Origin of the sequence: Synechococcus sp. MIT S1220 (assembly GCF_047303025.1) — a bacterium.
In the GTDB taxonomy this organism is placed as follows: Bacteria; Cyanobacteriota; Cyanobacteriia; order PCC-6307; family Cyanobiaceae; genus Parasynechococcus.
This window is the reverse complement of record NZ_CP138939.1, coordinates 1,609,779-1,624,751: the sequence shown is the minus strand read 5'-3', so window position 1 is coordinate 1,624,751 and position 14,973 is coordinate 1,609,779. Positions and strand designations below refer to the sequence as shown.

Genomic DNA, 14,973 nt, shown 5'->3' with positions numbered 1-14,973 from the left:
AAAGGAACAAGGCGGTTCAGGACTCACCAGAGTATTGAGTGGGCTTCACCAGAAATTCACCAGAACCACGAGGCTTTTTCCAAACTTCGCTGGCGATGCTGACGGCGTGGGTCTGTGGGTTTCAATGCAAGATGATTTGTCTGAAAGAGAGCAGAAGAAACTGCATCAGATTGCACTTGATTTTCTGGAGAGCACGGGTAGAAAAAAGCCATCGCAAGCCGACATTGATGACCTTTACAACCGCTTCATGATGCTAGACCGAGAAGCATTGCAGGTTCTGATCAATCGAGACTGAGAAAACTCTGCCAGCGACAGGAATGCCCCTGAACGGGGAGGAACCGCTCAAGTGAATTGATCCATACTAACCAGAAATTAACCAGAAAAACTCTAAAAAATACCTTTCCAGATTGCAATTCTATAAACGCACTCAATTCATTCAAATGCTTTTCAATACATCACTTTCAACCAGAATCCTGCTCTACTGTCTGGCAGCTAGTGATCAATATTCCCACAACTAAAATCCATGCAAAACCGCCTCAAAGCAACGCCACATGCCCCCCATATCGCCTCCGCGTGCATCAGCCAAATTTCAACGAAGAGCCCATCGATTCAAGCGAAATAGACACGCCTGAAATGCAGAATTCGGCGATTCGGACAACAGATCCTGGATCCAATGACTATCCAAAATTTAAACATCCCCGAAACCAACCAATGGAGAGCAACCTCGCGACCAATAATCGACAGCCTCGTGACCAATCAGGGTGTACAAAACAAATGAATCAAGGAAAACACAACAGCCCTGAAGTCATTACCTAGTATTAAAGTCGTGAAATCAGATCTTCATCGGTCCAAGATTGGTCGTAACGGGATAAAGAATTCAGTCAGCAGCGGGATTACAACTACTGGTACACGGATGTATACCATCAAAAAATTTGCCCTTCGACCGCCTCCAAGATCTGGGAGCTAACGCCACGAACAACTCTGGCCCGGTTGTTTAATAAAGCCGCAAACACTGAAACACCATTCATGCTTGTTCCCTTAACCACGCATAAGCTTTACCTTGCCTCGATTCAAGCCCAAGGCTCTCAAACAATCCTTAGGCTGAATCAATCCAAGCACGAGGCCGGTTACAAACTTGGAATGATCGATAGCCGGCGAGGACGAAGCACCGTGATGGCGGATGAAATTCATGCTGCCTGCACTTTTGCTTTCGGAGCATGACCACTCAAATCAGCTCAGCTCAGGACACCATCCAATTTTCAACTCCAGGCGGGGCAACCATTGAGGACAGCGATGATCGAGATGATGCCCCTGAGGAAGACAGGCTTCGTGCAGATCACAGGCCGGACTGGTGACACCATCAGGCTGGGCCTGATGGCGAAAACACTGGCAAGTCATGCAGACCATTGCTGAACGACTGCGCCGCAAACAGCCGATTTGTATAGGAGGCCATGGCCGGGCAGACCCTGAAAGCTTCATTTGTCCGATGAAATAGTACATGCGTACTAGCTCGGGCTAGGCTGATTGTCAACCGATGCATGGGGGACGGGAGTCGGATGACTGAACCCCGCCAAACGCTTCAGTTCGAACTGGATGCCGATGCCATCCGCCTGCTCTACCGATCTGTACGGTTTCACCTGGACAAGTGGCCAGGGGGTCCTGATCCACGCGAACAGGAGGATCTCCATCGCTTGCAGACCCTGCTTTACGCAGCCTTGCTCGAATGCTCCTTTGATCAGGACGTAGAACGTTGATCGTGGCTGCAGAGGACAATCACATCACTTTTCATCGAAATGCAGACAAGGGAGCTGCAGCGCCGTACAACTGAATCAGGGAGTGAGGTTGGTGCATGCAGCCCCAAGAAGACAAACGATCAACCCAGGAACAGTCAAAAACGTGGGATGCCGTCGACGCTTGGTTCGACTGCGTTACACGATGTCCTATCGATGGGACATCTGAAGATTGCGTTGATCGCTGCATCAACATGCACCTTGGCCACAAAGAGGAGCTGTGGACGAGCAGCGTTTGCCCATAAAACGTTTCGGGAATTTCTGATCCAAAATCAATGCCGTGGCCAGTTATTCCGCTCCTAATCGCCATTGCGCTATCTATTCTTGGTTGGCGTCTAGTCGAACTGGATTACAGAACACACCAACTGAACAAAGGGAGAATGATTAAATCCCTACGTCGCGGACGTGGTCGCAGACACCGCTCCCATCGTGCCTGATCCAGAGATTGTCCTGAAAGGATTCAAAGCTTGAAGAGAATCAGGCTCACCCAAACCATTAATTAGGTAGAGAAAAGGACTATTAGGTATCGTTACAGATGCGAACCGGAGGTTTCAGGCTGAACGCAAACGGCAACCCAATTGAATCGTACCTTCATCAATTAAACGACCCAGACGTAAAGCAACAGCTTCCTCAGTGCGATCAAAATCTGCCTGTTGGGATGTCACCCATTCCATTTCACCATTTGTAATCACACCTGTGGCAATGGCTTCAAGAAACACTTCACCAAGAGTCATGAGGGAGATTAAATAATTAAGTTCACATTGCCCAGCCCACCAAATACATGCAGTACATGCACATGTTTCTTTACCACCAGCTTTTAATCAGGATTAGTAGCGAAGGCGTCAATCCTCTACAGCATCATTTGAAACACGTTTGCATTGCTCCTCCAATCGACAACCGATAAATCAACAACGCGTTCTTCGCTACATCAAACCGATAGCCAGGGTGTCCAACAAACTCTCAATCCAATGGCATCAGATCTCTTGCACGGGTGTTGAAATGTGGAGCGATCATGCCGCCATTCTTGACCGAACACTCACCATGTCCTCAGTGACCATTCAGTCCACTGGTCCAAACTGTGGCTGGGATGGAAGCGATGGTTCTTTCCAACTCCCAGCGACAGCATCCTGGCTGCATTGCTCTGATGCAGCTACTCAACTCCGGCGTTTGGTTTTTGTACCCATGGTTGATTATGGAGATGGCACTTCCTCTTCATCCAGAGAAAACAGCATTGCAACCACTGCTTCTCAGGGTCATGGTGTACCTCCCGTGCTGGGCGCGAGGGACTTGGCTCAGCAGCAGCGGGGGGCTGATGGCTCTGAAATCCTTACGCCGGTCAGTCAACATAACTGCAGCAGTGTTAGCCATTCTGTTGAATATCCTGGTATGGATCATCTTTTTCGCAAAAATAAACTCCTCTGGAAACCTTTTTGAATTTGTTACAACAAAATGGTTGCTCAGGTAAAGTCTTGGAAGAAGAATGAATCCTCTAAACAATCCATGTCAAACGAATCTGTACCAAATAAATTAATGGCGAATAAATCCAAGACAATAGCCGCAGAAACAAACAGAATTAGAACCCATCTTAGTTGATTCGAAATGATAAACACTCACAAACTACATTGACAATGACTCCTCAAAAAAATCACATTTAAAAGGCCTTGTCGGTTGATTACAAGTACTCACCATTGAGGGCCACAATGTACCCATCCCATGTTCAGCATCGTGGTCCAGGCGTCGAGTGCGTTGTGTCTGAGCATTCGTCTTCGATGCTGCAGTACGACAGGACGACGGCGAGCCTCGCTAATCGATGCTGTCTCCAGGAAAACCCACTGCCCATGGGCTGAAGCAGGAGCAGAGCGAAATCGAACAGCCAGGCCTATGGCCCCTATTGAGCAACCAACCTTCAGCATCCGGACTCGATGGGTGCCGCTCAGAATCCTGTGAAGAAAGCCGCATACACAGAGTTTGGCGACCACAGTCGCTTGAAGCAGTTGTTGCCATGATCTGAATACGGCATCGGAGCCATCACTGACAATTACCCATCCGAAACAATCAGGCTGTGGTGTCGGCTTAAGGCGAATTTTATCCCAACAGAAGAAATTACAAATTATATAAGATCAGAATTTCAGGCTCACAATAAAGAATTAACTTAACAATATCGCAAGCAGTGACGAGTCAAAGACTGAAGTTGTATAGAACTAAAATTCAACTCCAACCTGACCAGTAATAGTGTTGTTGATTGCAGGAGTCGCCATGCTTTGATAAATCGATTGATACTTAAGAGATGTAAAAAGACCACTATTCTCAGATGGGAAAAACTTTAGTGATGCCGTAAAAGTATTACTTGGCTTCACTTCAGAGGCAAATGCTGCAGATAATTTATTCTGGGCGCCAAAGACAAACATTTTACTAGGCTTCCATGCAAAATCGACCGTAAAAGTCCCGCCTCCATAAGTGTTTCCGCAATATTCGTTAGTCGAACAGTCCTTACCCCCTCCAAGCCATAGCAAGGAAGGACCAACAGAAAGTTTCAAAGTTGTTTGATCAGATTCAAGAATAGGGAAACCTGCCCCCACTGAAACAAGAACATTGTCTACACCACTAGTTTTCAGATAATCGTAATTATAATTTGTACCCGCATAGAGATCAAAATTAGAGCTCAAAGCGCGGGTATAATTAACGGAAACAGCACCATTTTTGGTTTTAATTTCAGGATCTGAATCAACTTTATTTACACGATTGTAATTAAAACTGCCGGCAAGAGCGAGGGATTGAGCCTGATCTTTATAAAGACTTGAGGCACTCAATGAACCAGTAAAGTTTGAATCCCCATCGCTGTTGTTTCCATTTAATCCAGCTGAGATGGATGTTTTCCAGAGTGGTGGAACTGGATCTGGCTTGATTGTTGCTACATCAATTTCAAGACGTCCAAGGAAAGGGTGGATCAGAACGCGAATGTCATCAGAGCTCTCCTCTGGCACAAGTTCACCTGTAATCGTGTCTCCATTTACCAGCTTGTAGGTGACTTGTTCAGCAAGAACCGGGAAAGGAGCGAAGATCCCTAGAGCAACAATCGTGGAAATCAAAAATTTGGACATGATCGTTAATTAAAAAATCCCTTGGATTGCAGCCAGAGCCCAATGGCCAACAACGGGCCCAAGCCTGCGACAAGCAAGGTGACTTTCAACCGCAAGGGGGACACCTGCCGTTCGGTCTGTTTGAGAGCCATGCATTGCTGAATTAGCGCTTGAGATTAAAACCCTTTTGTCTGCTGGCGTATCGCCCAGGCCGTCGCGGCTCTCTGGCTTTGCCAGGCCTGAAGAAGTTGCTTCGCCATGAAACGAAGCTCGTCGGCGTCCAAAGTCGCCTCAATCGCCCTGCTGAGTCGCTCCTGTTCAAATTCCTGGGACGTTGTCAGCTGAATGCCATCCGACATCGAAGACCTCAAGGAAGTGGGCTCGTTATGGCGGACAGGTCCACCGCTGGTCGTCTCTGATGCGACAAGAGCTATCGGTCTGTCAGCTGATCAGGATTCGGCAGCGCTCTTGCGGTGTGACTTACTGAACAGACAAATGAGGGCGGGTGCCCTATAAAAGGTTTGTAGCAACAGCTACAAAACGTTCACTCCGTTACTAACGGAGCGCAGTTTGATCGACGCCATGGAACGGGGACGTCGATCTTTCTCGGACTTGAACCATGACCAAACTCCTCTACAGAGGCCATGCCTACGAGCAACGCTCACGGGTTGAGCCTGGAATGACGCAGCTTCGTTATGACCGAAGCCATTTCAAATCGAATCAAACCGACTTGCGGAACGCTCAACTGTTCACCTACCGCGGTTGCAGCTACTCAACCGAAGGACGCCAAGCCGCAATGACCTCAAACATCAGATTCTGCTATCGCGGTGTGGCTTACAGCCACTGACCGCTTCTGCCCTCACACGTTGAACGGTTCAAAGTTCGTATTCCTCTTCGAATTGTTCAATGAGTGATCGGTACAACTCCAGCGTGGCCTCTGTCTCCTCACAGAATCCATCAGTGATGTAGGTGGCAGTGAGATGGATCACTGCAGCCCTGACCTGCGCGAAGGCCTCCAGGTACTCCCCCTGGATGTCTTCATCGCGAATGTCGTTGATCAGCGCCGTGATCAATTCCACCTTGCGCTTTGCGGCAGCCATGTCTGCTTCCATCTCCTTGCTGAGCTTGCGCCTCTTCCTCGGCATCAACCCTCCACCAACAGGGGCTGAGATTACGGGAGCTTCGGCGCTGAACCCTTCACTTGCTGCAAGTGGTCACCGAACAGACAGGTGGGTCGGCAGCCTTTCACCTCTAGCCTATTGGGATTGAGGGCAGCTGAGTGAATCCAACGCTTCGTGGTGTCACCTACGTCTCGGTCTGGGTCGTGATCTGGGGAACGGTGTCGTCCTTGATGGATTGGATGCTTCTCACCGGTGAGGTGTATACGAGCGGTTCTTCAGGTCAGGTGGTCACATTCGTGGCCTATGGAGCAGCCACCGCTGTTCTCGCAACACGCTTTGCACCCCGTTTTCTGCAGTCAGCTGGTGCCGATGCTGCGGATGAGGAGTGAGGCTCCCATCACCAGTGCAAGCACCTCAAAAGCGCGCTTGACCCGTTGATTCCCCTGGGAGATCGAAAGATGTGCCCCCAGATATCCTCCGAGCAGAGATCCAACAAGAAGCATCGGAAGCCAAGCCCAGCGGATTTCGCCGCTAAATCCCAGCACAAGCGCACCGGTGCCATTCCAGAAAAGTCCCACCAAGATCAGGGTGTGCGCGACGGCACGGGTGTAACTCAAGCCAAACCAATGCACGAGCCACAGTGTGACGAAGAGCCCTGTGCCGGAGGTCAATGACCCGTTGAGAACACCGATTGCAAACAGCACAAGCCCACCAAACCGACACCGCTCCCAGCTGATCTGTGACTCAGCATCGAGTCGCCCCAGTCCCGATCGGCGAGCTGAATACACGCCAAGACCGATGGTCAACAGGCCCAGGGCAGTCGTTGCCAGACGATCAGGGATTTGGAGCACAAGGCTTGATCCAAGCCAGACGCCTGGAAGACCAGCTGCAAGCATCAGCCCCGAGAGGCGGATATCGAAGTTGCCTTCTCTCCAATGACGTCCGGCAGCTCCTAAACCGAGCGCAACACTGGCGAGCTTGTGGGTGGCCAGTGCCATTGCAAACGGCAGTCCAAGCAGAATCAACGCGGGGAGCTGTACCAGACCAGCGCCACCCCCTGCGAAAGCGGACAGGGTGTTCGCGATCAGCGAAATCCCTGCAAGGCCAAGTTGCAGGACCAGATCAATCGGATGCATCCCAGCAATTCGCTTGCCTCAATCATCTGGCCTGGTCAGGAAGGCGATGGGGACGGAGAAGGTCAAAATTCGATGCGGATCACCAGGAAGAATGGCAACACAGGACACCTCACGGTCCGAGTGGGCGTCCCGGGACTTGAGCACAAAGGCGGTGGCGTCTTCAATGCTCCACATCGCCTGATCGCCCTGACGTCGTTCGTCGCGATAGGCCTGCCAAATGTCCGCAAAAGCATCTGCATCCGTACCGGCCCTGGCCTCCTGCAGGGCCTGCTCAAGGCCCACCTGGTCAAAGCGATGAAACAGACGCTGCATCAGGGGATGACCGATCGTGGACGAGGCCCTCACCATGGAGTTGATCGTTCCTACTGCGGTCACCATCAGTCGGGGATGGGAGCGTCGAGCATCGATCACTCCGACGGGAAGGCTGAGATCCCAGTTGGGATGCCCACTAACAGCGCAGGCAAGGTCAAAAAGGCCCATGGCGCACTGACGGATCAGCGTCTGGATGTCCTGCTGATCCATGGGTCAAAGAGATTCGACAAACACGAAAGAAACCAATCAACGAATCTCCATCAAGATTGCCAAAATTGATGGAGGTTCGTTGACGCCGGGATGTCTTTGGTGCAGATCTACCTCGATGCCGTCACCCATCAGGTGATCACCAATGAAGAGTTGGCCTATGTCGCCGGGCACCAGGACAGCTTCGATCGCACTGAGCGAAAGTTGTCGGCTCGCCTGGAGCGACTGATCAGTTCAGGCAACATCAGTGTTGGATCGCGCTGAGAATGCTGTCGATCCGATTCGGATGCTCTTTGATGTACTTGTTGAACTCGATCGCAAGCAACCTGGCCTGAAAAGCATCTGAGGCGTAGATGCAATCTTCAAGGGTGGTGTTGTCCGGAGTTCTGTAGCGAACTGTGTATGGCCTGCGCATGGTCATGAACCTGCCGCAATTGGCATCTCCACCATGGCTCATCACGGTGACCTCTTTGCAAGAGATTTCATTGATTCCTGACTTGAGCGCGATCATTCAATTCAAAGCAAGGAATCCAAGAGCAACTTGGAGCAGATTCCGAGGAGATTTCAAAGCAAGTGACGTATCAAGTGCCACACTTGTCGATCACAAATCAACATGGGGTGATGTTCTCCAAAGCTGCTCAGCTGTAACTCCAATCAACAACGCCCAGCATCCATCCAGCGGATGCTTAACCAAAGATGAATTGTCTGAGTGCTTTGAAAAAAGTGGGAATTCGTCTTTTTTGCTGCCTGAAGATCGTGCGTGATGCGCTATCGGCCATGACGAAATCAGATCTTGGCTGACTGATAGTCCCTTCACAACAGGTCGTCAACCTTTGTGTGTGCTTACGGGAGGGCAACCACGCCGGACCAGGATTGCAAAACGTCAGGAGCCCCCTGGGTTAGGGCCGAAATTGTCATGCTCGATCCAATCCCAATTCCGATCACCAATCCGACGACAAGCAGGATCGTTCCAGACAACAGACCTTGATCAGGCTCCATGTGCAGTCACCTCATTCATGGTGTGATCAGTCCTTACTGTGCAGGTTTTTCTCGACTTGTGTGCTTTCAGTCATAAAGGTAGAAATACTCTCTGATCGGACATGAAAAATCTCGCTACGACTTAAATGAGAACAGCACGTGATTTGCGACATGAACAGCATCGATGAGCACATCAAAAAAGATCAGGAGGAATTCCTCAAGGCCCTAGCCGACCACAATGACGGAAAGGTTCGCCACCTCACTGAAGAATTGCAGTGGCTCCTGGATCACAAGAAACAGTTCCCTAACGACACCAGGGATCCTTCACCTCTCGAGCTGTTCTGCGAGCAGAATCCCTATGAGCCGGAGTGCCTTGTCTACGACGACTGATCCCAGGCGGGTTTTCAGCTGAGCGGAAACAATCTCACTTCCTGGATCCAACAAAATTGATTCTGACCAATGGCTCCCAGCTAGCGGGGGCCTTATTACCGAACAGAACAGATTTTGGATGCGAGCCGGCTGTTCAAATAATTCCAAGCTGAGCTGTTGATTTCTCATCAGAAAGCCAATCCCAGGGTCTCGTCGCCGTTAGCGTCGTCAATCGAATACGACCTGTTCCCATGCTTCGTGAGGTTGCTGTCAGCGGAGCCTCCGGAAAAACCGGTTATCGCGTGGCTGAAGAACTGATCAAACAGGATCTCAAACCCCGTTTGCTGATTCGGCCCGAATCACAACTTCCAGAACAACTCAGCGAGTGCACCCGTTATCGGCTCAGCTTGTTTCAACGAGATGCACTCGACAGGGCCCTTGAAGGTGTCGATGCCCTGGTCATCGCCACAGGTGCACGGCCCTCCATTGACCTTTCCGCACCCATGCGTATCGACGCCTTTGGGGTCCAGCGCCAAGTGGAGAGCTGCATCAGGGTTGGAGTTCGGCGGATCGTTCTGGTGAGCTCGCTTTGCGCAGGACGATGGAATCACCCTCTCAATCTGTTTGGGCTGATTCTTGTCTGGAAACGCATCGGTGAAACTGCACTGAAGAACAGTGGCCTCGACTGGACGGTGATTCGCCCCGGTGGACTGTCAGAACGGGAGGATGATCTGGAGAAGGAGGGCATTGTGTGGACAGGCCCTGACCTCCAGACAAGCAATTCAATCCCTAGGCGACTGGTGGCACGGTGTTGCATCGAAGCCCTGAACACACCAAGCTCGATCGGCCGAATCCTGGAGGTGACAAGCAGCAGGGAAGAACCTGCACGCCCACTCAGCGCGATTGAATTTTGAACATCGAAACCGCTGGAAAGACACCGAGCAGGCCACAAGAAGCCACCTGCTTCAAAAATCTAAGTACAAATACTCACCCAAAAACCGGTCGCAAGGCGACCATTGCATAACAAAACTTCTTAAATTTACGTAAATGAATCCGCTGACATGATCCGCGCCATCGCAACGAAGCCGTTTCTAGGGAACTTCGGCATGTTGGCCCTGCGAGTGATCACCGGCACGCTTCTGATTCACCACGGTTACGAAAAACTCGCTGGCATTGAAAATTTCGCTGATGCGTTCGTCAGACCGCTCCATCTCCCCTTCCCCATCACTCTCTCCTACATCGCTGCTTTTTCGGAAATCATCGGCAGCTGGCTCCTGATTACAGGTCTTCTGACTCGGATCGGCGCCGCTGCCGTCGCTGGAACGATCAGTGTGGCGATCTATCACGCCGTTCTCACAGCCGGTTTCAACATTTATCTTCTTGAACTTCTAGGCCTTTACCTCGGTGCTGCCATCGCCGTGCTGAGTTGCGGACCAGGCCTCTTTTCCATCGACGAGCTGATTGCACGCCGTTTTGAGCCCGATCTTCAATCGTCCTCCGGCAAACTGGAACAGCTTCTTGACGCAACGTCGATTGCGTCACTACAAGAAGCACCGGCCTCGCGCTGAATTCAACCCATAGGAGTTGACTCATTTGTCACCAGCTCCGCTTCGTTTGGTCCATTACCCCGAAGGAGCGTTCAAAACGCTTCTTCTTCTCTCCCATGGTGCAGGAGCAAATATCTTATTCAATTTATAGTTTTCTTGACCAAAAATCTTGTCAACCTGGATTAGTCAATCGTACACTTCGATTCTCCTTACATATCTAAAAGGTGTCTTACAGTTTTCAAACCATCACTTGATCTCCTCAAATCAAGAACTCTTCAAAACTGAAATTTCTAGAGCTTGACTGATCAAAATCCATCGTCATCGGAGGGAGAGCGATAGGTGGCCATATCGCAATTTCGCTGATTGAATAAATATCAAAAGATTCTGACTTTTGCTGTCTCATCTGCTTGAGCTATCCCTTACACCCCATCGTCTTCCACTCAAACGACGCATCGAGCATCTGCAATCTCTCCTGACCCCGAATCTAATTGTTCAAGGGGATAGGGATCCAATGGGCAACTCAACGAAGTTCAGCATTATCCGCTGTTTGAGGCGATTCAGCTCACTTGGATCAAGGACTGCGACCGCAGTTTTAAACCACGAAAATCATCAGGCCTGACAGAAGCGGACAATCTTTCGGTAGCGACAGATGCGGTGAATTCCTTTCTAAACTCACTCCTCTGAACGATGGAGCCTGCCCTCAGGGGCAAAACCGTGGTTTGTCATGGTGCCAATCGAAAATCTGAGACAACTCTTCGAAGATGTGCCACTTAACCAGGCTGTACGAACGGCGTTCCACTCATGCTTCACCGTTGGCATGTTGGAAGTGTGAGGAGATTCTCCAGCCTGGAAACAAGGTCACAGATTGGAAAAAAAATCCTGCCTTCGGCGGGGTTTTTTTATGGTCAATTTCAGGCCTTCTGGGTGGCGCTCCAAATCCACCAGACCACCAATCCAACCACCAAAACAGGTAGCAGGGAACGAATCAACAGAAAACCCAGCAGCAGGACGACAGCTGAGGCTGCGATCCGTTGCACTTTGGATTTGGCTTGCGGTGTCATGTAACGCCAACGGGGAATCAGCGGCATGGATAACCATTCGGTGCAAGAAGGCTCGCACGAAAGCGGTTAGACGTCAGAATCAAGCAGCGGTTCATGACCAACAACATGAAAGAAGTCAGCCTGCTGGAACTGATTGGCCGTTCTGCCGCCAAAGTGGCTGCTGGGGCGGGCGTGGCTGCCCTGCTGCTCTGGCTGACGTACGTGATGCTGGACATCGGCCACATGCAATCTGGTTTCACACTCCCGCAATCGTCCTATTGACGGCCATCCAAACTCCAGAAAGCGGGAGGGCGGTCATCCTCACGTCAACCGAACTGGATCAAACCATGGGAGCAGCCATAGGGTCAGATCAAATCTTGACGACTCCATGCAACCTGAAAACGATCGAACGATTCCTGATGCAATGAGTCATCGAACTTTGATCGCGCTTCTTCAATCAGCGGAAAAGGAGCAGATGACTGACTCCCCAGATCATGATCTTGATGAATCCACAAACCAAAAGCTCCGTAATTGGAGCAGGGACACCATGAAACTACTGGACAACATGGCGTCCAACCCCGAAAGCTTTGGCTTGAATCGATCGAAGCAACAGGTCATGGCGCTCGGTAGTTTCAGGACCCATCTGATGTTGGGGCTTCAGGCGCTCAAAGCATCTCAGTCCTGATGAGGACCAAACAGATGCATCGTTCAGAAGCTGCTCATATGCACTCCCGCTTTTGAAAAACAGCTCGATATAGCTGATGCACGATGGTGGTCAATCTCCTCTCAGATTGGATGACAGGAATGATTCGGTCAGTCAACGCATGAAGCAACTGCCTGGGAAAAGCCAATCAACCTGGCTGAAATCTTTAACGACGTTTGCGGCAGGTATTGTTGCAGCGATTTTGATCATTGCGCTGATACCCATTTTTGCGCTGGTTGCCATCATCCTTTTGGTTGCGACTGTTCCAATTATTTATAGTTTGCATCGCCAGATTCAAAAAGAGGATACCTGGCAATCTCAGCAGAGACAAGCTGTAGACATCACACCCTGGCACAGGCGATTGCTGAATACGTGGTTTGGCACACTAAGCAAGCGTTCTTCGCAACGTCGATAATTGGACTCAATTTTCAACACATAGACTTTCCTAAACCAGGGAATTCTCATTTTTTATTAAACATCGCCCCAACCCTGGAAGCCTAAATCAAAAACAATTATTTGGCTGATTGACTACCAACATTAATGCAAATAGTTCTCGCATCACCTACAAAACCTATCGGCCTGAAAAAATCAATGAAGCATTACTTGCTGCTGACGCAATTGCATCAACAAAATGCAGGAAATTTGAATGACTTACCATAAACGCGTATAAAAAAACAATAAGCAGACATTTATAAAAATTTTATAAGACCCCACAGTCATGAAGCGACTGAATTTTTACGTGTAGCGGCATAAACAACTGATCCACCAGCGATGAGTGTAAGGAACCCAGTAGTCATCAAAAAACCAGTCAACATTGCAAGACCAAGCAAGCTGCCGATGAAAGACATTTTGATCCGAAGAAGCTTTGATTTCAGCAGAAGGATCAAAAGCAGAAAAATAGTCGTCTTAAGACTCGCAATTTTTGCAGCGCTGATCACGCAAAGGGGATTTGGGAGCAACATATGCAGTCAAAATTTTGGGCTATTTTGGCGAATGAAACGGAGAATCGTGGATTTGCAGCAAAAAAGCAAAAGAAGCTATTTAAAAAACAATCACAAAGCTCACCGCTTACAAGACATATCTTTAATTCGAGAAATTTTTCTCTCGCGGTTGATATTGATATGCAAGCAGAAAATGCGGTTTATCTTGTTTGCTCTGATATTGATCGCCCTAAAGATCAGCGACGACGATTTCTTGAACGTTGCTTGAGCTTGCGCTTGTACTTTTCAACAGGGGTTTCATGATGACGGATCCGACGCAGATCGGAAAAAATTCCAGCTTTGGCAACTGAACGCTTAAAGCGACGAAGAGCTGACTCAATTCCCTCGTTTTCGCCGACCGTGACCTGACTCATCCGCTTTCTGTAGCACAGCAAAAAAACAGCTTAGCAGTTGGCTCACCACACTCCGCTCCGGTGGCCGTAATAGGGTTGAAGCCTGAAGGTTGCAGCTTGAATCAACAGGAGTTTGTCAAGAATTCAATCGTTCTCCAACATTGACCTGTGTGAACGAAGAAGCTCCTTGCATGGGACTGACTCACTGCCCGATCTGCATCGGACTGGCTGCTCTCTCAGCCGTTCGGTTCATGGCCCACCTCGTCATGGCCTATCAATGGCAACCGCTGTTGTCATCCGGCTCCACCAGTCGGAGATATGACTCATCAGCTCGACGAAGCAGTTCAACATCGTCATGGACACTGCAGCCGTAAAGGAGGTGAATGATTCGACCCAAATCCATTCCGCGTTGATCGATCTCATCCCACAGACGTGAAGCCAACAACGGATCAGCGAGGGTGAACTGCGCGTGAGCCAGTTGCATCACAAGTGCGAAATAGCTTTCACGGTCATTGCGAAGCCTGCATTCTTCAACGCTCCTTCCCGCCTGAGAAGCAGGTAAACACTTTTGCATCGAGGGCGAACCCGTCAACAGTGATTGAAAAAGCGATTGGTTCTGAAGCATCTACATACCAGACGTATAGACAAAGTCTGAATTGTCCATAAGAAATGACAACTAGCGTTAATGCTCAAGTCAACGACCAAACCTCTCGTACAACCAAAAACGTTTAGATCACTTCAGAAAGAAGTTAACAATGAATCAAATCTTGCCACTTCGAAAAAGATGATCCATTAAGGCCGCGTAAAGCTGTTGCTTCATCGACGCCAACAGGTTCTGCTCCCCGGGATCTCCACCTTGCCAGTTTTGATGAGCATCCTCCACGACCCGATAGAGCACCCTTAGGGCGTTGAGGTCGAGATCCATCTGAGCGGCATATTCAGGAGACTGCATAGGATCGAAGAAGCTACAACTTTTTAAGATGTGAATCAAACATACGCAGTATCGACCGCAACCGTGGTATCGAGCCGAAATTCATCCGCTCGCCCTGGGCGAGACCCACGGGAAGCCGGTATCTCCGCCTGCCTGCAGGCGCCAATGGTCGTCAGCAACAAGGTCGTCGACGAGGACGAGCAACGGCGAAGCAACAAAGTATTTGTACTCAACCAAAACCAGGTGTAGCAGACGCAACTTTTTGTAAATTCATGTAAACTACTGTTCTTGTAGTTTTCTGGGGTGGATGGAAATTCTGGTGATTGCAGCGATCTTTGTACCTTTTTCAGCTTTGATTATGAATGCTTTTGCTGGAGATTCTGACGACGATTTCGACTTCCTTTGAATGGAAACCAAACTTTTAGC

31 protein-coding genes and 1 pseudogene are annotated in these 14,973 nt (G+C 49.6%); 17 read left to right on the top strand and 15 right to left on the bottom strand.

The annotated features are described in order from the left end of the window. Positions 1-34: 34 nt before the first annotated feature. The 3 genes from SIB64_RS08310 (at position 35) to SIB64_RS08300 (ending at position 1,754) form a co-directional block, all read left to right on the top strand. Positions 35-295, top strand: a complete 261-nt coding sequence (locus SIB64_RS08310; protein ID WP_413442766.1) for a hypothetical protein — start codon at positions 35-37, stop codon at positions 293-295. 922 nt (positions 296-1,217) lie between these two features. Then, positions 1,218-1,355 carry a hypothetical protein gene (locus tag SIB64_RS08305; RefSeq protein ID WP_413442765.1) on the top strand — a complete coding sequence of 46 codons (138 nt, stop codon included), beginning with the start codon at positions 1,218-1,220 and terminating at the stop codon, positions 1,353-1,355. A 183-nt stretch (positions 1,356-1,538) separates the two neighbouring features. After that, positions 1,539-1,754 (top strand): hypothetical protein, encoded by a 216-nt coding sequence (locus tag SIB64_RS08300; protein WP_413442764.1) that lies wholly within the window; start codon positions 1,539-1,541, stop codon positions 1,752-1,754. A gap of 587 nt (positions 1,755-2,341) precedes the next feature. Here SIB64_RS08300 and SIB64_RS08295 read toward each other — a convergent pair. Beyond that, positions 2,342-2,524, bottom strand: coding sequence for a hypothetical protein (locus SIB64_RS08295; protein ID WP_413442763.1), 183 nt, complete (start codon positions 2,522-2,524; stop codon positions 2,342-2,344). A gap of 433 nt (positions 2,525-2,957) precedes the next feature. Between SIB64_RS08295 and SIB64_RS08290 the strand changes: the two genes are divergently transcribed. Then, complete coding sequence (locus tag SIB64_RS08290; RefSeq protein ID WP_413442762.1) at positions 2,958-3,224, top strand: hypothetical protein; 267 nt, start codon at positions 2,958-2,960, stop codon at positions 3,222-3,224. Positions 3,225-3,472: 248 nt separating this feature from the next. Here the strand turns inward: SIB64_RS08290 and SIB64_RS08285 are convergent, their stop codons facing one another. From SIB64_RS08285 to SIB64_RS08270, 4 genes are all read right to left on the bottom strand, one after another. Continuing rightward, a complete protein-coding gene (locus tag SIB64_RS08285; RefSeq protein WP_413442761.1) occupies positions 3,473-3,703 on the bottom strand; it encodes a DUF1651 domain-containing protein in 231 nt (76 codons plus the stop codon). Positions 3,704-3,991: 288 nt separating this feature from the next. Then, positions 3,992-4,891, bottom strand: a complete 900-nt coding sequence (locus SIB64_RS08280; protein WP_413442760.1) for a DUF481 domain-containing protein — start codon at positions 4,889-4,891, stop codon at positions 3,992-3,994. A 5-nt stretch (positions 4,892-4,896) separates the two neighbouring features. Further along, positions 4,897-5,022, bottom strand: coding sequence for a hypothetical protein (locus SIB64_RS08275; RefSeq protein ID WP_413442759.1), 126 nt, complete (start codon positions 5,020-5,022; stop codon positions 4,897-4,899). Positions 5,023-5,046: 24 nt separating this feature from the next. Continuing rightward, entirely contained in the window at positions 5,047-5,229 is a 183-nt protein-coding gene (locus SIB64_RS08270; RefSeq protein WP_413442758.1) for a hypothetical protein, read from the bottom strand. 260 nt (positions 5,230-5,489) lie between these two features. On the opposite strand from SIB64_RS08270, the gene SIB64_RS08265 reads away from it, so the two are divergent. Next, positions 5,490-5,717 (top strand): DUF4278 domain-containing protein, encoded by a 228-nt coding sequence (locus tag SIB64_RS08265; protein WP_413442757.1) that lies wholly within the window; start codon positions 5,490-5,492, stop codon positions 5,715-5,717. 28 nt (positions 5,718-5,745) lie between these two features. On the opposite strand, the gene SIB64_RS08260 is transcribed toward SIB64_RS08265, so the two are convergent. Then, positions 5,746-6,015, bottom strand: a complete 270-nt coding sequence (locus tag SIB64_RS08260) for a hypothetical protein (RefSeq protein WP_413442756.1) — start codon at positions 6,013-6,015, stop codon at positions 5,746-5,748. Between the two features lie 134 nt (positions 6,016-6,149). On the opposite strand from SIB64_RS08260, the gene SIB64_RS08255 reads away from it, so the two are divergent. Continuing rightward, a complete protein-coding gene (locus SIB64_RS08255) occupies positions 6,150-6,380 on the top strand; it encodes a hypothetical protein (protein WP_413442755.1) in 231 nt (76 codons plus the stop codon). On the opposite strand, the gene SIB64_RS08250 is transcribed toward SIB64_RS08255, so the two are convergent. Continuing rightward, a complete protein-coding gene (locus SIB64_RS08250) occupies positions 6,348-7,127 on the bottom strand; it encodes a sulfite exporter TauE/SafE family protein (protein WP_413442753.1) in 780 nt (259 codons plus the stop codon). The genes SIB64_RS08255 and SIB64_RS08250 overlap by 33 nt on opposite strands. A gap of 18 nt (positions 7,128-7,145) precedes the next feature. Next, positions 7,146-7,649 carry a hypothetical protein gene (locus SIB64_RS08245; RefSeq protein WP_413442752.1) on the bottom strand — a complete coding sequence of 168 codons (504 nt, stop codon included), beginning with the start codon at positions 7,647-7,649 and terminating at the stop codon, positions 7,146-7,148. A 90-nt stretch (positions 7,650-7,739) separates the two neighbouring features. Between SIB64_RS08245 and SIB64_RS08240 the strand changes: the two genes are divergently transcribed. Further along, entirely contained in the window at positions 7,740-7,910 is a 171-nt protein-coding gene (locus SIB64_RS08240) for a hypothetical protein (RefSeq protein WP_413442751.1), read from the top strand. On the opposite strand, the gene SIB64_RS08235 is transcribed toward SIB64_RS08240, so the two are convergent. Further along, a complete protein-coding gene (locus SIB64_RS08235; protein WP_413442750.1) occupies positions 7,891-8,067 on the bottom strand; it encodes a hypothetical protein in 177 nt (58 codons plus the stop codon). The genes SIB64_RS08240 and SIB64_RS08235 overlap by 20 nt on opposite strands. On the opposite strand from SIB64_RS08235, the gene SIB64_RS08230 reads away from it, so the two are divergent. Beyond that, positions 8,066-8,410: a hypothetical protein gene (locus SIB64_RS08230; RefSeq protein WP_413442749.1), complete on the top strand. Its 345-nt coding sequence runs from the start codon at positions 8,066-8,068 to the stop codon at positions 8,408-8,410. The genes SIB64_RS08235 and SIB64_RS08230 overlap by 2 nt on opposite strands. Positions 8,411-8,489: 79 nt before the next feature. Here the strand turns inward: SIB64_RS08230 and SIB64_RS08225 are convergent, their stop codons facing one another. Then, entirely contained in the window at positions 8,490-8,645 is a 156-nt protein-coding gene (locus SIB64_RS08225) for a hypothetical protein (RefSeq protein ID WP_413442748.1), read from the bottom strand. Between the two features lie 150 nt (positions 8,646-8,795). On the opposite strand from SIB64_RS08225, the gene SIB64_RS08220 reads away from it, so the two are divergent. From SIB64_RS08220 to SIB64_RS08205, 4 genes and pseudogenes are all read left to right on the top strand, one after another. Further along, positions 8,796-9,014, top strand: coding sequence for a CP12 domain-containing protein (locus SIB64_RS08220; protein WP_413442747.1), 219 nt, complete (start codon positions 8,796-8,798; stop codon positions 9,012-9,014). Between the two features lie 230 nt (positions 9,015-9,244). Further along, on the top strand, positions 9,245-9,907 hold the full coding sequence (locus SIB64_RS08215; RefSeq protein WP_413442746.1) for an SDR family oxidoreductase: 663 nt from the start codon (positions 9,245-9,247) through the stop codon (positions 9,905-9,907). Between the two features lie 147 nt (positions 9,908-10,054). Further along, positions 10,055-10,561 carry a DoxX family protein gene (locus tag SIB64_RS08210; RefSeq protein WP_413442745.1) on the top strand — a complete coding sequence of 169 codons (507 nt, stop codon included), beginning with the start codon at positions 10,055-10,057 and terminating at the stop codon, positions 10,559-10,561. 370 nt (positions 10,562-10,931) lie between these two features. Further along, positions 10,932-11,224, top strand: a pseudogene (locus SIB64_RS08205) (alpha/beta family hydrolase). Positions 11,225-11,451: 227 nt separating this feature from the next. Here SIB64_RS08205 and SIB64_RS08200 read toward each other — a convergent pair. Next, positions 11,452-11,628 (bottom strand): hypothetical protein, encoded by a 177-nt coding sequence (locus SIB64_RS08200; RefSeq protein WP_413442744.1) that lies wholly within the window; start codon positions 11,626-11,628, stop codon positions 11,452-11,454. Positions 11,629-11,706: 78 nt separating this feature from the next. Between SIB64_RS08200 and SIB64_RS08195 the strand changes: the two genes are divergently transcribed. The 3 genes from SIB64_RS08195 (at position 11,707) to SIB64_RS08185 (ending at position 12,698) form a co-directional block, all read left to right on the top strand. After that, the gene (locus tag SIB64_RS08195; RefSeq protein WP_413442743.1) at positions 11,707-11,862 is read left to right on the top strand and encodes a hypothetical protein; all 156 of its coding nucleotides are present in this window, start codon (positions 11,707-11,709) and stop codon (positions 11,860-11,862) included. A 193-nt stretch (positions 11,863-12,055) separates the two neighbouring features. Beyond that, on the top strand, positions 12,056-12,265 hold the full coding sequence (locus SIB64_RS08190) for a hypothetical protein (RefSeq protein ID WP_413442742.1): 210 nt from the start codon (positions 12,056-12,058) through the stop codon (positions 12,263-12,265). 139 nt (positions 12,266-12,404) lie between these two features. Then, the gene (locus SIB64_RS08185; RefSeq protein ID WP_413442741.1) at positions 12,405-12,698 is read left to right on the top strand and encodes a hypothetical protein; all 294 of its coding nucleotides are present in this window, start codon (positions 12,405-12,407) and stop codon (positions 12,696-12,698) included. A gap of 301 nt (positions 12,699-12,999) precedes the next feature. Here SIB64_RS08185 and SIB64_RS08180 read toward each other — a convergent pair whose 3' ends face one another. Next, on the bottom strand, positions 13,000-13,245 hold the full coding sequence (locus tag SIB64_RS08180) for a hypothetical protein (RefSeq protein ID WP_413442740.1): 246 nt from the start codon (positions 13,243-13,245) through the stop codon (positions 13,000-13,002). Here SIB64_RS08180 and SIB64_RS08175 point away from each other — a divergent pair, their 5' ends adjacent. Next, a complete protein-coding gene (locus SIB64_RS08175; RefSeq protein ID WP_413443097.1) occupies positions 13,246-13,527 on the top strand; it encodes a hypothetical protein in 282 nt (93 codons plus the stop codon). Here SIB64_RS08175 and rpsU read toward each other — a convergent pair. From rpsU to SIB64_RS08160, 3 genes are all read right to left on the bottom strand, one after another. Next, entirely contained in the window at positions 13,461-13,637 is a 177-nt protein-coding gene (gene rpsU / locus SIB64_RS08170) for a 30S ribosomal protein S21 (protein ID WP_009790002.1), read from the bottom strand. The genes SIB64_RS08175 and rpsU overlap by 67 nt on opposite strands. Before the next feature lie 253 nt (positions 13,638-13,890). Continuing rightward, positions 13,891-14,208: a hypothetical protein gene (locus tag SIB64_RS08165; RefSeq protein WP_413442739.1), complete on the bottom strand. Its 318-nt coding sequence runs from the start codon at positions 14,206-14,208 to the stop codon at positions 13,891-13,893. A gap of 168 nt (positions 14,209-14,376) precedes the next feature. Continuing rightward, positions 14,377-14,568, bottom strand: coding sequence for a hypothetical protein (locus tag SIB64_RS08160; protein WP_413442738.1), 192 nt, complete (start codon positions 14,566-14,568; stop codon positions 14,377-14,379). 63 nt (positions 14,569-14,631) lie between these two features. Between SIB64_RS08160 and SIB64_RS08155 the strand changes: the two genes are divergently transcribed. Next, positions 14,632-14,796 carry a hypothetical protein gene (locus tag SIB64_RS08155; RefSeq protein ID WP_413442737.1) on the top strand — a complete coding sequence of 55 codons (165 nt, stop codon included), beginning with the start codon at positions 14,632-14,634 and terminating at the stop codon, positions 14,794-14,796. Positions 14,797-14,973: the final 177 nt, after the last annotated feature.

What these genes read in the sequence shown, in the direction of transcription:
- SIB64_RS08305 (WP_413442765.1), top strand. Translation starts at nt 1,218, where the DNA reads ATGACCACTCAAATCAGCTCAGCTCAGGACACCATCCAATTTTCAACT.
- SIB64_RS08300 (WP_413442764.1), top strand. Translation starts at nt 1,539, where the DNA reads ATGGGGGACGGGAGTCGGATGACTGAACCCCGCCAAACGCTTCAGTTC.
- SIB64_RS08295 (WP_413442763.1), bottom strand. Translation starts at nt 2,524, where the DNA reads ATGACTCTTGGTGAAGTGTTTCTTGAAGCCATTGCCACAGGTGTGATT.
- SIB64_RS08285 (WP_413442761.1), bottom strand. Translation starts at nt 3,703, where the DNA reads ATGCTGAAGGTTGGTTGCTCAATAGGGGCCATAGGCCTGGCTGTTCGA.
- SIB64_RS08280 (WP_413442760.1), bottom strand. Translation starts at nt 4,891, where the DNA reads ATGTCCAAATTTTTGATTTCCACGATTGTTGCTCTAGGGATCTTCGCT.
- SIB64_RS08275 (WP_413442759.1), bottom strand. Translation starts at nt 5,022, where the DNA reads ATGGCTCTCAAACAGACCGAACGGCAGGTGTCCCCCTTGCGGTTGAAA.
- SIB64_RS08270 (WP_413442758.1), bottom strand. Translation starts at nt 5,229, where the DNA reads ATGTCGGATGGCATTCAGCTGACAACGTCCCAGGAATTTGAACAGGAG.
- SIB64_RS08265 (WP_413442757.1), top strand. Translation starts at nt 5,490, where the DNA reads ATGACCAAACTCCTCTACAGAGGCCATGCCTACGAGCAACGCTCACGG.
- SIB64_RS08260 (WP_413442756.1), bottom strand. Translation starts at nt 6,015, where the DNA reads ATGCCGAGGAAGAGGCGCAAGCTCAGCAAGGAGATGGAAGCAGACATG.
- SIB64_RS08250 (WP_413442753.1), bottom strand. Translation starts at nt 7,127, where the DNA reads ATGCATCCGATTGATCTGGTCCTGCAACTTGGCCTTGCAGGGATTTCG.
- SIB64_RS08245 (WP_413442752.1), bottom strand. Translation starts at nt 7,649, where the DNA reads ATGGATCAGCAGGACATCCAGACGCTGATCCGTCAGTGCGCCATGGGC.
- SIB64_RS08240 (WP_413442751.1), top strand. Translation starts at nt 7,740, where the DNA reads ATGTCTTTGGTGCAGATCTACCTCGATGCCGTCACCCATCAGGTGATC.
- SIB64_RS08230 (WP_413442749.1), top strand. Translation starts at nt 8,066, where the DNA reads ATGAACCTGCCGCAATTGGCATCTCCACCATGGCTCATCACGGTGACC.
- SIB64_RS08235 (WP_413442750.1), bottom strand. Translation starts at nt 8,067, where the DNA reads ATGACCATGCGCAGGCCATACACAGTTCGCTACAGAACTCCGGACAAC.
- SIB64_RS08225 (WP_413442748.1), bottom strand. Translation starts at nt 8,645, where the DNA reads ATGGAGCCTGATCAAGGTCTGTTGTCTGGAACGATCCTGCTTGTCGTC.
- SIB64_RS08220 (WP_413442747.1), top strand. Translation starts at nt 8,796, where the DNA reads ATGAACAGCATCGATGAGCACATCAAAAAAGATCAGGAGGAATTCCTC.
- SIB64_RS08215 (WP_413442746.1), top strand. Translation starts at nt 9,245, where the DNA reads ATGCTTCGTGAGGTTGCTGTCAGCGGAGCCTCCGGAAAAACCGGTTAT.
- SIB64_RS08210 (WP_413442745.1), top strand. Translation starts at nt 10,055, where the DNA reads ATGATCCGCGCCATCGCAACGAAGCCGTTTCTAGGGAACTTCGGCATG.
- SIB64_RS08200 (WP_413442744.1), bottom strand. Translation starts at nt 11,628, where the DNA reads ATGCCGCTGATTCCCCGTTGGCGTTACATGACACCGCAAGCCAAATCC.
- SIB64_RS08195 (WP_413442743.1), top strand. Translation starts at nt 11,707, where the DNA reads ATGAAAGAAGTCAGCCTGCTGGAACTGATTGGCCGTTCTGCCGCCAAA.
- SIB64_RS08190 (WP_413442742.1), top strand. Translation starts at nt 12,056, where the DNA reads ATGACTGACTCCCCAGATCATGATCTTGATGAATCCACAAACCAAAAG.
- SIB64_RS08185 (WP_413442741.1), top strand. Translation starts at nt 12,405, where the DNA reads ATGAAGCAACTGCCTGGGAAAAGCCAATCAACCTGGCTGAAATCTTTA.
- SIB64_RS08180 (WP_413442740.1), bottom strand. Translation starts at nt 13,245, where the DNA reads ATGTTGCTCCCAAATCCCCTTTGCGTGATCAGCGCTGCAAAAATTGCG.
- SIB64_RS08175 (WP_413443097.1), top strand. Translation starts at nt 13,246, where the DNA reads ATGCAGTCAAAATTTTGGGCTATTTTGGCGAATGAAACGGAGAATCGT.
- rpsU (WP_009790002.1), bottom strand. Translation starts at nt 13,637, where the DNA reads ATGAGTCAGGTCACGGTCGGCGAAAACGAGGGAATTGAGTCAGCTCTT.
- SIB64_RS08160 (WP_413442738.1), bottom strand. Translation starts at nt 14,568, where the DNA reads ATGCAGTCTCCTGAATATGCCGCTCAGATGGATCTCGACCTCAACGCC.